Source organism: Mesorhizobium comanense (assembly GCF_005503535.1).
In the GTDB taxonomy this organism is placed as follows: Bacteria; Pseudomonadota; Alphaproteobacteria; order Rhizobiales; family Rhizobiaceae; genus Mesorhizobium; species Mesorhizobium comanense.
Map to the genome: position 1 here is coordinate 18,667 of NZ_SCNN01000016.1, position 12,966 is coordinate 31,632.

Annotated in this window: 10 protein-coding genes; 1 reads left to right on the top strand and 9 read right to left on the bottom strand. The window is 63.7% G+C overall.

What is annotated here, in order from left to right:
* The first annotated feature begins 36 nt into the window (after positions 1 to 36).
* The gene (locus FFS37_RS24040; protein WP_137933460.1) at positions 37 to 948 is read left to right on the top strand and encodes a LysR family transcriptional regulator; all 912 of its coding nucleotides are present in this window, start codon (positions 37 to 39) and stop codon (positions 946 to 948) included.
* On the opposite strand, the gene FFS37_RS24045 is transcribed toward FFS37_RS24040, so the two are convergent.
* The 9 genes from FFS37_RS24045 to FFS37_RS24085 form a co-directional block, all read right to left on the bottom strand.
* On the bottom strand, positions 949 to 3,273 hold the full coding sequence (locus FFS37_RS24045) for a Tex family protein (RefSeq protein ID WP_137933461.1): 2,325 nt from the start codon (positions 3,271 to 3,273) through the stop codon (positions 949 to 951).
* A gap of 129 nt (positions 3,274 to 3,402) precedes the next feature.
* Positions 3,403 to 4,584, bottom strand: coding sequence for a serine hydrolase domain-containing protein (locus FFS37_RS24050; RefSeq protein WP_137933462.1), 1,182 nt, complete (start codon positions 4,582 to 4,584; stop codon positions 3,403 to 3,405).
* A gap of 33 nt (positions 4,585 to 4,617) precedes the next feature.
* The gene (locus tag FFS37_RS24055; RefSeq protein ID WP_137933463.1) at positions 4,618 to 5,814 is read right to left on the bottom strand and encodes a serine hydrolase domain-containing protein; all 1,197 of its coding nucleotides are present in this window, start codon (positions 5,812 to 5,814) and stop codon (positions 4,618 to 4,620) included.
* A 56-nt stretch (positions 5,815 to 5,870) separates the two neighbouring features.
* Entirely contained in the window at positions 5,871 to 6,905 is a 1,035-nt protein-coding gene (locus tag FFS37_RS24060) for an extracellular solute-binding protein (RefSeq protein ID WP_137933464.1), read from the bottom strand.
* Positions 6,906 to 7,024: 119 nt separating this feature from the next.
* Entirely contained in the window at positions 7,025 to 8,059 is a 1,035-nt protein-coding gene (locus FFS37_RS24065) for an ABC transporter substrate-binding protein (protein WP_137933465.1), read from the bottom strand.
* Positions 8,060 to 8,082: 23 nt separating this feature from the next.
* Positions 8,083 to 8,883: an ABC transporter permease gene (locus FFS37_RS24070; RefSeq protein WP_137933466.1), complete on the bottom strand. Its 801-nt coding sequence runs from the start codon at positions 8,881 to 8,883 to the stop codon at positions 8,083 to 8,085.
* Entirely contained in the window at positions 8,876 to 9,796 is a 921-nt protein-coding gene (locus FFS37_RS24075; RefSeq protein ID WP_137933467.1) for an ABC transporter permease, read from the bottom strand. Before FFS37_RS24075 ends, FFS37_RS24070 begins: the two co-directional genes overlap by 8 nt.
* Positions 9,796 to 10,890 carry an ABC transporter ATP-binding protein gene (locus tag FFS37_RS24080; protein WP_137933468.1) on the bottom strand — a complete coding sequence of 365 codons (1,095 nt, stop codon included), beginning with the start codon at positions 10,888 to 10,890 and terminating at the stop codon, positions 9,796 to 9,798. The genes FFS37_RS24075 and FFS37_RS24080 overlap by 1 nt, the downstream gene beginning before the upstream one ends.
* A 141-nt stretch (positions 10,891 to 11,031) precedes the next feature.
* Entirely contained in the window at positions 11,032 to 12,711 is a 1,680-nt protein-coding gene (locus tag FFS37_RS24085) for an amidohydrolase (RefSeq protein WP_137933469.1), read from the bottom strand.
* Between the last annotated feature and the right edge of the window lie 255 nt (positions 12,712 to 12,966).

A 12,966-nucleotide genomic window follows, 5' to 3' on the forward strand; every position in this document is an offset into this window, starting at 1 on the left:
ATTGCCTCACAGATCAATGAGCGTTAGGAATGGATCATGAGTGTCCAGCGCCGTCTTCTACCCAACATCAGCGCCCTCGCCGCCTTCGAGGCCGTGGCGCGGCTTGGTTCCTTCACCGCCGCCGCCCAGGAACTCGACCTGACCCAGGGAGCGGTCAGCCGGCAGATCAGGCTGCTGGAGGATCAGTTCGGCCGCCGGCTCTTCGAGCGCGACAGCCGCAATGTCCGCCTGTCGACGGCGGGCGAAATCTACGCCGAGGCGGTGCGCTCGGCTCTTGGCCAGTTACGCGACGCAGCGCTTGGATTGATGAGCAATCGGCATAGCGGCATCCTCAATCTTGCTATCCTGCCGACCTTCGGCACGCGCTGGCTGATGCCCCTGATCCCGGATTTCGTCCAGCGTAATCCCGATATCACCATCAACTTCGTCACTCGTGTCGGCCGCTTCGACTTCAGCCGCGAGCGCCTGGACGCCGCTATCCATTACGGCCTGCCTGACTGGCCGGACGCCGACTCCACACTGCTGGTGCGCGAAACCGTGGCGCCGGTCGTGTCGCCCGAATTCCTCGCCGGCCGCGCCATCGCCACGCCGGCTGATATCGGCCGCCTGCCGCTGCTGCACATGGCGACACGCCCGGGAGCGTGGACCGAATGGTTCGACCATCAGGGCCTCAGCGCGCCGAGCGGGCCCGGTATGCAGTTCGAGCAGTTCGGCACCGCCGCCCAGGCCTGCATGGCCGGCCTCGGCGTGGCGTTGCTGCCGCTGCTGCTCATCGCGGGCGAATTGCAGCGCGGCCAGCTGGTGCCGGCGCCGGGCGAACCGATGCAGAGCCGCAGCGCCTACTACCTCGTCGTCCCGCACGACAAGCGCGGCTATCCGCCGGTCGCGAGTTTTCGCGACTGGCTGCTGAGCCAACTCGACAGGGAGCCGACCGTCCTGGCTTGGTAGCTACTTCCGCTTCATCGCCTCGGCCAACGCAGCACCGAACGCGCCCTGCGATGGCTTTTCCGGTTGGCGCTGCGGCGGCGCGGGCGAACGTGGCGCCGGCCTGCCGCCGCCATTGTCGCGCGGACCAGTTCTGGGTGCGCCGCCCTCGCCGCCATCCTTGCGCATGGAAAGGGCGATGCGCTTGCGCTTGATGTCGACATCGACGACGCGCACCTTCACCACATCGCCGGCCTTCACCACCTCATGCGCATCCTTGATGAACCGGTCGGCGAGCTGTGAGACATGCACGAGCCCGTCCTGGTGCACGCCGATATCAACGAAGGCGCCGAAGGCGGCGACATTGGTCACCGTGCCCTCCAGCAGCATGCCGGGCTTCAGATCCTTGATGTCGTCGACGCCGTCGGCGAAGGTCGCTGTCTTGAAGCCGGGGCGCGGGTCGCGGCCTGGCTTTTCCAGTTCCGCGAGAATATCGCGCACCGTCGGCAGCCCGAAGCGCTCATCGACGAAGACGCGCGGATCGAGCGCCTTGAGAACGGCGCTGTCGCCCATCAGCGAGCGCACGTCGCGCCCACAGGCGGCGACGATCTTCTTGGCCACGCCATAGGCTTCCGGATGCACCGACGAAGCGTCGAGTGGTTCACTGCCATTGGCGATGCGCAGGAAGCCGGCGCATTGTTCGAAGGCACGCGGGCCGAGGCGTGACACTTTGAGCAAATCCTTGCGGCTGCCAAACGGCCCCGTCGCGTCGCGATGCGCGACGATGGCATCCGCCAGCGATGCGCCGAGACCCGAGACCCTGGCGAGCAGCGGCGCGGAGGCGGTGTTGAGGTCGACGCCGACAGCGTTGACCGCGTCCTCGACCACCGCCTCCAGCGAGCGGCCGAGCCGGTACTGGTCGACATCGTGCTGGTACTGGCCGACGCCGATCGATTTCGGCTCTATCTTCACCAGTTCGGCGAGCGGATCCTGCAGGCGCCGCGCGATCGACACCGCGCCGCGCAGCGACACGTCGAGGCCGGGGAATTCGGCCGCCGCCGCGGCCGAGGCGGAATAGACGGAAGCGCCTGCCTCGCTGACGATCATCTTGAGCGGCTTGGGCCCGGAGCCCGCCGGCATGTCCGAAAGCATGTCGGCCACCAGCTTCTCGGTTTCGCGGCTGCCGGTGCCGTTGCCGATCGAAATCAGCTCGACCTTGTGTTGACGGATCAGAGCGGCAAGCTCGGTCTGTGTGCCGCGCACATCGTTGCGCGGCGGGAATGGATAGACCGTCGTCGTCGCCACCAGCTTGCCGGTGCCGTCGACCACCGCCACCTTGACGCCCGTGCGGATGCCCGGGTCGAGACCCATGGTGGGACGCGAACCGGCGGGCGCGGCGAGCAGCAAATCCCTGAGGTTGCGGGCAAAGACATGGATCGCCTCTTCCTCGGCCCGCTCGCGCAGATCGCGCATCAGGTCGAGCGTCAGGTGCAGCGACAGCTTGATGCGCCAGGTCCAACCGGCGACGTCCATCAACCAGCGATCGCCAGGAAGCGTCGCCCCGATCGCATTGGCATTGGCAATCATCCGCTCGACCGGCTTCACCGGCGAAGTGTCGTCGGCATCGACCTCGATGTCGAGCGACAGCACCTCTTCGTTGCGGCCACGCAGCATGGCAAGTGCGCGATGGCTAGGCACATTGGCCCAGCGCTCGACATGGTCGAAATAGTCGGAGAATTTCGCTCCGGCCTCCTGCTTGCCGTCGACCACCCTGGCACGCATGAACGCGCGGTCCTTCATATAGGTCCGCAGCTTGCCGACCAGGTCGGCATTCTCGGCGAACTGTTCCGAAAGGATGTCGCGCGCGCCTTCGAGCGCCGCCTTGGCGTCGGCCACCTCCTCGGTCACATAGGCCAGCGCCAGTTCGGTAGGGACGAGCGAGCGGTCCGCGAGAATGGCCTCCGCCAGCGGCCCGAGCCCGCGTTCCCTTGCGATCTCGGCCTTGGTGCGGCGTTTCGGTTTGTAGGGGAGATAGATGTCTTCGAGCTCGGCCTTGGTCGCGGCGGCCGCGATCTTGGTTTCCAGATCCTGCGTGAGCTTGCCCTGTTCGCGGATCGAACCGAGGATGGTGTCGCGGCGGGCGTCGAGCTCGCGCAGATAGGCGAGCCTCTCGGCAAGGTCGCGCAATTGCGTGTCGTCGAGGCCGCCGGTCACTTCCTTGCGGTAGCGTGCCACGAACGGCACCGTCGCGCCCTCGTCGAGCAGTTCGATCGCGGCCGCCGCCTGTTCGGGCCGGGCCTTGATCTCCCCAGCGATGATGGCTGCGATGCGCTTGATGTCGGATGCCATATTGGTCCTGCTCTAATCGAAAGAGCGGCGACCATAGGCGTAGATGCCGGCCTCGCCAACCGCGACGCTTTCAACCGTCGCGGCCGGTCCACAGGAAAGCGCGAGGCGGCGAAGTTGCCCCCGGCCGGGTCAGACCATCCGGCTCAACGCCTCGAAGAAAGCGACGAGCTCCAGATCGAGCGGATCGTCCACCGGCTCCGGCTGCGACGACATCTTGGCGATGACCACTTCCGTTTTGGGATCGACATAGAGCCACTGCCCGTGGATGCCGATGCCGCAATAGGCGCCGTTTGCGAAACCGGTCTGGTACCATTTGTTACGGTAGCGGCCTTGCGGAAACAGCGGCACCATCGAGCCGCGCTGCCAGGCTTCCGCACTGCCGCCGGTCACCGTTGTATCCCGCACCCAGGCTTCCGGCACGACACGGCGGCCATTGGCGGTGCCGCCTTGCCGCATCATTTCGCCGATGCGCGCCAGATCGCGCGGCGTCACCGAAATGCCGCCGGCGGTGCGCGCCGTGCCCTCCATGTCGACGCCGATCGACGCCTCGCTCAGGGCGCCGAGCGGCAGCCACAGTTTCTCGCGTATCAGGTCCGGGAAGCGTTGGCCCGACGCGCGCTCCAAGAGCAGGCCGAGCAGATCGGAATTGGGCGAACGATACCGGAAAGTCTGGCCGTGCGGCTCGGCAAGCCGCTGCAAGGTGAGGATGAATTCGCGCAGGCTTTCCGTTCCACCGCCCGGATTCCACAGCGTGGCGCGGCGATAGCGCGCGAAATCGCTTTCCGGGTCGAGATAGGCTTCCTCGAAATCGAGGCTGACGCTCATGTCGAGCACATGCCGGCAGCTGGCGTCGCCGTAGGCCGAGCCCACGGCTTCAGGGATGTATTGCGTCACCGGCGCTTCCGGATCGAAGGCGCCCTCGCCTTCCAGGATGCCGGCGATAACAGCCGTCACCGACTTGCTGATCGAGAAGATGATATGGCGGGCGCCGGAATCCATGTTCGGCGCGAACCAGTCGCCGATCACCTTGCCGCCTTTCATCACCGTCAGCGCGTCGGTGCTGGAGCGCGCGAGGAATTCAGCCACGGTCTCCGGCGCGCTGGCGATCGAGACCTTCTCGCCGAGCAGGCCACCGAAATCCCGCATCGGCGCTTCGATCGCGCCTGGCGCTGTTGCTATCCGCGCCGTCGGCACCAGTTCGCCGAGATTCTGGAACGACCATCGATTGAACGGATTTTCGCGCCAGTTGCTGAGCAGCACCTGGTTGCGGCGGAAGCCGTAGCGGGTCTCGAACGCGGTCTTGCCGGTCATGGCGTGTCCTTCCAGGTCTTTCTTCTTGGTAGTTCAGCTCAGCGCGGCGGCGATGGCATGGACGGCCTTCAGCGTCGCTACGGAATAGGCGGTATTGCTGAAATCGGGCCAGGTCGAAAGCTTCACGACCACCATTCCCGTGTTCCAGTCGATATGGATCATCTGCCCGAACACACCCCGGCACATCAGCGCGCGCGAGGCGGGATCCTCGATCCAGAACTGGTTGCGGTAGCTGCCCTGCGGCATGCTGGCGGAGAAGTCGGGACCATGCTTGCCATTGCGTGTCGCCTCGATCCAGTCGGCCGGCACGATGTCGCGGCCATTGTCAAGGATCAGCTGGCCGAAGCGGCCATAGTCGCGCAGCGTCGCGTTGAAGCCGCCATCGGCCAGCGCGTAGCCGGCGCTGTCGACGGTGAAGCAGGCGCTTTCCTCGGCACCGAGCTTTTGCCAGAGTTCTTCGGAAACCAGTTGCGCCAGCCGCTTGCCCGTGACCCGCTCCATGAGGAAGGCGAGCACGTCGGTCTCGATCGAGCGGTATTCGAACCTGGCGCCATGCGGACGAACGGTGTCCTTCAGCCCCAGGATCAGCTCGAACATGTGGGCGGGCCAGCGGAAATCCGGATCGCTGCCCGGCGGCACCGGCTTCCAGCCTGTCGCGACATCGACCTGGCCGATTTCGGAATAACGGTCGGTGTATTCCTCGGAGAAGCGCACGCCCGTCGTCATGTCGAGCACATGCTGGACGCTGGCGCCGGCCCAGCCGGTGGCGCCGAGCTCCGGCAGGTAATCGGTGACCGCCCGCGCCGGGTCGATCAGGCCGCGGCCGGCCAATATGCCGAACACCGTGCCGGTGATCGACTTGGCCATCGACTGCGACAGGTGCAGGGTGCGCTCGTCCATGCCGTTGAAATAGCGCTCATAGGCTATTCTGCCGTGTTTGAGCACCAGGAACCCGTCCGTATAGGTTTCGTCCAGCAACCCTGCGAGCGTCGAAGGCCCGCCCGTGCTGTCCTCGACCGGCAGTCCGTCCAGATCGGCCTCGGCGCGTTCGAAACGATGGCGGTGACCATGGCCGCGCCAGACTTCGATGGTCGGCAGTATTTCCCTGATGTGCTGGAAGGCCCAGCGATTCCAGGGCGGCCTGTCCCAGTCCAGTCTCGGCGGCATCATCTCGGGCGGCGAGCCCTGCATGATCGCCGGCCGCGGATCGCTGTTTCGGTAGGAACTCATGGCAACACCCTGAAGGATGCGAGCCCGGCAAGAATGGATGCCGGGCCCAGGTAACGCTACTTCTGAAGTTCGGTCCAGATCCTGGTATAGAGCGCGTCGGTTTCCGCCGCGCACATCATGGCCATCGTGCCGTGCGCCTTGCTGGCTTCCGGAATGATGATCTCCGGCGCGTCCCTCATGTCGGCGGGCATGAACTTCTCCGAGCCGGCGATGCCGTTGGCATAGCGGTGATAGGCCGAAAGCTGCGCCGCGATCTCCGGATCCATGATGAAGTTCTGGAACAGCTTGGCGTTCTCGACGTTCTTGGCGTCCTTCAGGACGACGACGTTGTCGCTCCAGTAGGTGAAGCCTTCCTTGGGATAGGCGAAGTGGACTTCTGGACGCGCCAGCCGGATGCGCAGGCCGGCGCCGTTCCAGGTTGTGGAGGCCTGGAAGTCGCCTGCTTTCATCTTGTCGATGGCGCTGTATTCCATCGCGATCCAGTTCGGCTTGGCCGCGACCAGCAGGTCGCGCACCTTCTTCAGGACCTCCTTGTCGGCCGTGCACTGCTCGCCGCCGACATACCGGATCGCGGCGGTCATGACGTCCTTCATTTCGGGAACGACGTTGATCTTGCCCTTCAGCTCGTCCGGCGTGTTGAAGACGAGGCCCCATGTGTTGATGTCGCCCTTGTAGGTGCTGGTGTTGACGACGATGCCAACCGTACCCCAGGCCCACGGCACCGAATATTTGCGGCCGGGATCGAACTCGGGATTGGCCCAGTCGGGCGCCATGTTCTTGGCGTTTTCCATGCCTCCCGGATTGGTCTCGAGCAGCAGGCCCTCCTTGATCCAGATCGGCAGATGTGTCTGCGAGGGCACGGCAATGTCGAAGCCGCTGCCGCCCTGGCGTACCTTGGCGAGCGCCGTCTCGTTGGAATCATAGTCGGTGATCGTCACCTTGACCTTGTACGTGTCCTCGAATTTCTTGATGACGTCGGGGCTGGTGTAATTGCCCCAATTGTAGATGTTGAGCTCGCCTTCGGCGCGGGCGAGGCCCGTTGCTGCCGCCAGGGCCAATGCCGCGGTGGCGGCGAACAATTTCAAATTCATGGCAAAATTCCCTTTTTTCCTAATAGCCTGTGATACCGGCAGACAAAAGCCGTCCGCCGGCCGGGATCGATTTCTCGATCCCGGCCGTTCTCATGTCGGTTGAACGCGACGCTGGAAGCTTACTTCTGCAGCTCGGTCCAGATCTTGGTGTAGAGTTCCTGCGTTTCCGGCGGGCACATTTTCTGCAACTCGCCGAGCGGCTTGGCGTCCGCCGGAATGACCACTTCCGGTGCGTCCTTCATGTCGGCCGGCATGTACTTGTCCGAACCAGAGATGGCATTGGCATAGCGGTGGAAGGCCGAGAGACCCGCCGCGTTTTCCGGATCCATGATGAAGTTCTGGAACAGCTTGGCGTTCTCGACGTTCTTGGCTTCCTTCAGGACGACGACGTTGTCGCTCCAAAGGCCATAGCCTTCCTTCGGATAGTTGAAGTGGATGGCCGGGTTCGCCAGCCGCTGGCGCAGCGCCGAGCCGTTCCAGTCGCTGGTGGCCTTGAAGTCGCCGGCGCCCATCTTCTCGATGGTGTTGTACTCCATCGCGATCCAGTTCGGCTTGGCCGCCACGAGCATGTCGCGCACCTTCTTGAGCACGGCCTTGTCGTCGGTGCACTGCTGGCCGCCGACATACTTGATCGCCGCGAACATCACGTCGCCCATTTCCGGCACGACGTTGACCTTGCCCTTCAATTCGTTGGGCGTGTTGAAGATGATGCCCCAGGTGTTGGCGGGCCCCTTGTAGGCATCGGTGTTGACGACGACGCCGATCGTGCCCCAGGCCCACGGAACCGTGTACTTGCGGCCCGGATCGAAGTCGGGATTGGCCCATTCGGGGGCGATGTTCTTGGCGTTTTCCATCTTGCCCGGGTCGGTCTCCTGAATGAGGCCTTCCTTGATCCAGATCGGAACGTAGGTCTGCGAGGGCACCGCGATGTCGAAACCGGTGCCGCCCTGGCGAACCTTGGCCAATGCGGTGTCGTTGGAATCGTAGTCGGTGATGGTCACCTTGATGTTGTATTTGGCTTCGAATTTCTTGATCACATCGGGGCTGGTGTAGTTGCCCCAATTGTAGATGTTGAGCACGCCTTCGGCGCGTGCCAGGCCTGTCGAAGCGAGCAGCGCCAACCCCATGGCGGTCGCCGTGGTCTTCCAGTTCATCGTTCTAGCTCCCATTGTCGGTTTCAGTCTCGTTTCCTGCTGACGAAGAAAAACAACGTGACGATCGCGACCGAAAGCAGCAGGAAGGCGGTCGATATCGCGTTGATCTCGGGTGTGATGCCGCGGCGGATCTGGCCGAGCATGTAGGTGGGCAGCGTGTCCTGGCCGCCCGACTTGACGAACTCGGTGATGACGACGTCATCGAGCGAGATGACGAAGGCCAGCATCAGTCCGGCAAGGATGCCGGGCCACAAAAGCGGCAGCGTGATGCGGCGGAAGGTCTTCCATGGCGTCGCGTAGAGGTCGGCCGCGGCGCGCTCCAGCGTCAGGTCCATATTCTCCAGCCTCGCCCGGATCGGCAAATAGGCGAAGGGGATGCAGAACGCCGTGTGCGCCGCGATGAGATAACCCAGGCCCGAATAGCCGGTGAAGATCTTGATGCGCGAGAAGAAGATCAGCAGCGCCACGGCGGTGACGATCTCGGGCACCATCAAGGGCTGGTTGATCGCCGCGTATTTGAAGGTAAGCCCGGGATAGGAGGCGGTGCGCGTGGTGGCGAGCGCCGCCATGGTGGCGAAGATAGTCGACAGCACCGCCGCGATGGCGCCGATCTGGAACGAGCGCAGCGTCGCATCGATGACCTGCGTGTTCTGGTAGGCCGACTGGAACCATTTCAGCGAAAAGCCGCCCCATTCGGAGGTCGATGTCGCCGCGTTGAAGGCATAGATCACCAGCACGAGGATCGGCAGATAGAGCACCACGAAGCAGGTCGCGGCGATCGCCGTGAAGCCCGGCTGGTGTTTGATGGAGAAGTTGCTAGCCATGCCGCACCCCCGACTTGCCGGCGTTGCGCACATAGGCGAGAAGCGCCACCATGACGATGATCATCACCGTGATCGACAGGGCCGAGCCGAGCGGCCAGTTACGGCCCTGCCCGAACTGCAATTCGATCAGGTTTGACAGCATCATGTTCTTGCCGCCGCCCAGTATGCTCGGCGTCACATAGGCGCCAAGCGCGGGAATGAAGACCAGGATGGAGCCGGCGATGACGCCGGGCTTGACCAGCGGAAAAATGATCTTCCACAGCACCTTGAAGCGTGTCGCGTAGAGATCGTAACCCGCCTCGACGAGACGGAAGTCGAGTTTCTCCATGCTGGCATAGATCGGCAGCACCATCAGCGGCAGATAGACATAGGCCATGCCGATCAGGATCGCCGTGTCGGTGTAGAGGATCTGGACCGGTGCCGAGACGATGCCGAGCTTCAGCAGAATGGTGTTGATGATGCCTTCGTTGCGGATGATCTGCAGCACGGCGAAGGTGCGGATCAGGAGATTGGTCCAGAACGGGATGGTGATCAGGAACAGCCACAGATCCCGCGTCTTCTCGCTGCGCGTCGCCATGAAATAGGCGGTCGGAAAACCGAGCGCCAGGGTGGCGAGCGTCGTCACCCCCGCAAGCCTGATCGAGCGCCAGAAGATGGTGACATGCGCCGCCGCGAGCGACAGCGTATCATCGAAAATGTCGCGTTCCAGGAACACCGACGTCCAGGCGTCGGATGAGAACTGCCACTTCACGTCGCCATAGGCGCCCGGCGCCAGGAACGAATAGACGACCACGATCAGCAACGGGCCGGTCGCGGCGAGCAGGATGACCAGCAGGGCCGGCGCGGACAACAGCCAACGGCCGCGGACGTCGCGCCGCTCCGCTGCCTTGGCGACTTCTTCAGCGGTGGCCATCAGTCCCTCAGCACTTGCGCGGCGTCGTTGCCGATCAGGATGCCGACCTTGTCTCCGCGCTCGAAACCGCAGCCGGCGCTGCGTGAATTCTGCTGGCGCACGGTGAAGGCCTCGCCACTGTCGAGATGGACATGGATATGGGTGTCGGTGCCGAAATAGACGATGTTGTCGACGGTGCCCGCGAGGTCGCCCTTGTCCTTCGTCAGCTTGGCATGCTCGGGCCTTACCACCACGGTGGCGTTGTCCTTCGGCTGAAAGCCATCGGCGACGGTCGCTTCGACGGTGGCGCCGGATTTGAGCGTGGCGCGGGCCTTGCCGTTGCCGACGCTGGATATGGCGGCGGTCAGGAAGTTGGTCTCGCCGATGAAGTCGGCGACGAAGCGATCCGCCGGCTTGTCGTAGATGTCCCAGGGCGAACCGACCTGCAGGATCTTGCCCGAGGACATGACCGCGATGCGGTCCGACATCGTCAGCGCCTCTTCCTGGTCGTGGGTGACGAAGATGAAGGTGATGCCGGTCTCGTGCTGCAGCCGCTTCAACTCGATCTGCATTTCCTTGCGCAGCTTGTAGTCCAGCGCCGACAAGGGCTCGTCGAGCAACAGCACTTTGGGCTGCGGCGCCAGCGCGCGCGCCAACGCGACGCGCTGCTGCTGTCCACCGGAAATCTGGGCCGTGCGGCGACCCGCCAGGGCCTCCATCTTGACCAGTTTCAGCATCTCGGCGACACGGGCCTTGATCTCGGCCTTAGGCTTGCCGAGCATCTCCAGGCCGAAGCCGATATTGTCGGCCACCGTCATGTGCGGGAACAGCGCATAGGACTGGAAGACGGTGTTGACCGGCCGCTTGAAGGGCGGCAAAGGCGCGATGTCCTGGCCGTAGAGCAGGATTTCACCGGCGGTGGGGAAGTCGAAGCCGGCGATCAGGCGCAGCAAGGTGGTCTTGCCGCATCCGGACGGTCCCAGCAACGTGAAGAACTCGTTCTCGCGGATGGACACCGAGACCTTGTCGAGGGCAGCGACCTGCCCCTCACCCGATCCGAAAATTTTGCTGACGTTTACTACTTCAATCGCATTCCGATCCGGTTTGTCCGGCACGATTACGCCTCACTGTTGACCCCGCTCTTGCTGGCGGAGCTGTTCCCCTGTTGGATGTGACCACACGCCCGGAAGGTTGGCAAGCCCGGCATTGAATCACAGTTCAGTCAGTCATTTCGGCTAGCAAGCCGCATGCCATTGTCAGGCCTGGTAGGTGACCTTGCCACCGCAGATCGTCGTTACCGGATGAAGCTTGTAGAGCTTCTCCGGTGCCGCCTTCTCGATATCATCGGACAAAACGACCAGATCCGCCATATAGCCTGGTTTCAAAGCGCCTTTGCGATCTTCGGCGAATTCGGCATAGGCGCCCTCGACCGTATAGGCGGCGATCGATTCATGCAGCGAGAAACGCTGGTCCGGGTCGGTTCCTGCCCATGGTTTGCGCAGCACTGCCGCCTGAATGCCCAGGATGGGATCGATCGGCGACACCGGCCAGTCCGAAGCGAAAACGACATGCGCGCCGGCATCCTTCAGGGTCCGCCAGGCATAGCTGAGAGGCCAGCGGGCCTTGCCGATGCGCGAAACGGTCGGCTCCAGCGGGAAATCCATGGCGCCGGGCGGATGCGGCGGCTGCATCGAGGCGATGACGCCGAGTTCGGCAAAGCGCGGCACGTCGGCCGTGGTGGTGACCTCGATATGTTCGATGCGATGCCGGCTGTCGCGCTTGCCGTTGGCCTCGCGCGCCGCCTCGTAGCCGTCGAGCACGGCGCGAACGGCGCCATCACCGATCGAGTGCACCGCGATCTGCAGCCCGCGCTTGTCGATGGCAACGGCGAGATCGATGAATTCCTGCGGCGTGAACAGCGGCTCACCGACCCAGTCCGGGCGGTCCGCATAAGGCGCGATCATGACGGCAGTCCAGGAATCGAGCACGCCGTCGTAGAACACCTTGACGATGCCCGAGGACAGCCACTCGCTCTTGTAGCGTTCGGCCATGACAGATGCCTTGTCGAGCATGTCGAGCGTCATGAAATTCTTGTAGTGGAACGGTATCTGCACCCGGCAGGGCAGGCCGTCCTCGGCCTCGATCTCGGCCAGCAGTTCCAGCTGGTAGAGGTTGCCGTCCATGTTCTGGATGGAGGTGATGCCGTGGCGCGCGCACCAGGCGAGCCCGCGCCGCATGATGTCGCGGTCGAAGGCGCGCTCCTGCGCCGACGGCATGGGGTCCGGCTCGCCGCCGGTCGCCAGCCCGAGCCGCACGCGGCTTTCGCCGGCAAGGTCGAGCACCGGGCCGAACGCCTCGCCCTCGCGCAATTCGCCATTGGCGAGACCGTCTTCGCCCATGACGATCTCATTGCCCGGACCGAGTTCGCGTCCGTTCAGGATGCCGGCCATCTCCAGCGCCCTGGTGTTGGCCCACATCGTGTGGTGGTCGGGAGCGGCCATGACGAAAGGCCGGTCCGGCAGGATCGCGTCGAGATGGTGGCGCGTCACCCGCTCATCGTCGAGCACGGTGTAGTCGACGCCCTGCCCCACCAGCATCTTCGCTTCGGGCCGCATCGACGCATAATCGCGGATCGCTTTCCGCAGGGCCTCGAACCCGTGGACACCGGACAACTGCAGATGGGCAAGTTCGGCGGCGCCCGAAAACAGATGCATATGCGCTTCGATGAAACCCGGAAGCACCGAACCGCCCTTGGCGTCGATGATCCTGGTGGCCGGTGCCTTGAGCGCTTCGACGTCGGCCCGGGAGCCAATGGCGACGATGGTTCCGTCCTTGACGGCGACGGCCTCGGCGGTCGGATTGTCTTCATCCATGGTCAGCACATGACCGTTGATGACGATCAGATCCGCACTATGACCCGCACCCGTGACAGACATCGCAACTCCGCGCTTTGACGACTGGCTGAAACCGGCAACCCTTCTGCCCGAACCTGCCGCTCCGCCGGGAGCAGTGCCATGGGACAAAAATTCGATGCCGGCGTACCGTCCTGGAAATTCCCCTTGTTATCCCTGGGGACAGCGTGGATAAAAGAATGCGACTAATTATTCGCGTTTGTCAACACGCCGAATTTTGAATGTATTGTGGACAGCATCCGGCGCCTGTGTTGGGACCAGGCGGGGAACGAGGACATC

Excerpts from the sequence above, each read along its gene's own strand:
- FFS37_RS24065 (WP_137933465.1), bottom strand. The coding sequence starts at position 8,059 with ATGAACTGGAAGACCACGGCGACCGCCATGGGGTTGGCGCTGCTCGCT.
- FFS37_RS24060 (WP_137933464.1), bottom strand. The coding sequence starts at position 6,905 with ATGAATTTGAAATTGTTCGCCGCCACCGCGGCATTGGCCCTGGCGGCA.
- FFS37_RS24055 (WP_137933463.1), bottom strand. The coding sequence starts at position 5,814 with ATGAGTTCCTACCGAAACAGCGATCCGCGGCCGGCGATCATGCAGGGC.
- FFS37_RS24075 (WP_137933467.1), bottom strand. The coding sequence starts at position 9,796 with ATGGCCACCGCTGAAGAAGTCGCCAAGGCAGCGGAGCGGCGCGACGTC.
- FFS37_RS24070 (WP_137933466.1), bottom strand. The coding sequence starts at position 8,883 with ATGGCTAGCAACTTCTCCATCAAACACCAGCCGGGCTTCACGGCGATC.
- FFS37_RS24050 (WP_137933462.1), bottom strand. The coding sequence starts at position 4,584 with ATGACCGGCAAGACCGCGTTCGAGACCCGCTACGGCTTCCGCCGCAAC.
- FFS37_RS24040 (WP_137933460.1), top strand. The coding sequence starts at position 37 with ATGAGTGTCCAGCGCCGTCTTCTACCCAACATCAGCGCCCTCGCCGCC.
- FFS37_RS24085 (WP_137933469.1), bottom strand. The coding sequence starts at position 12,711 with ATGTCTGTCACGGGTGCGGGTCATAGTGCGGATCTGATCGTCATCAAC.
- FFS37_RS24045 (WP_137933461.1), bottom strand. The coding sequence starts at position 3,273 with ATGGCATCCGACATCAAGCGCATCGCAGCCATCATCGCTGGGGAGATC.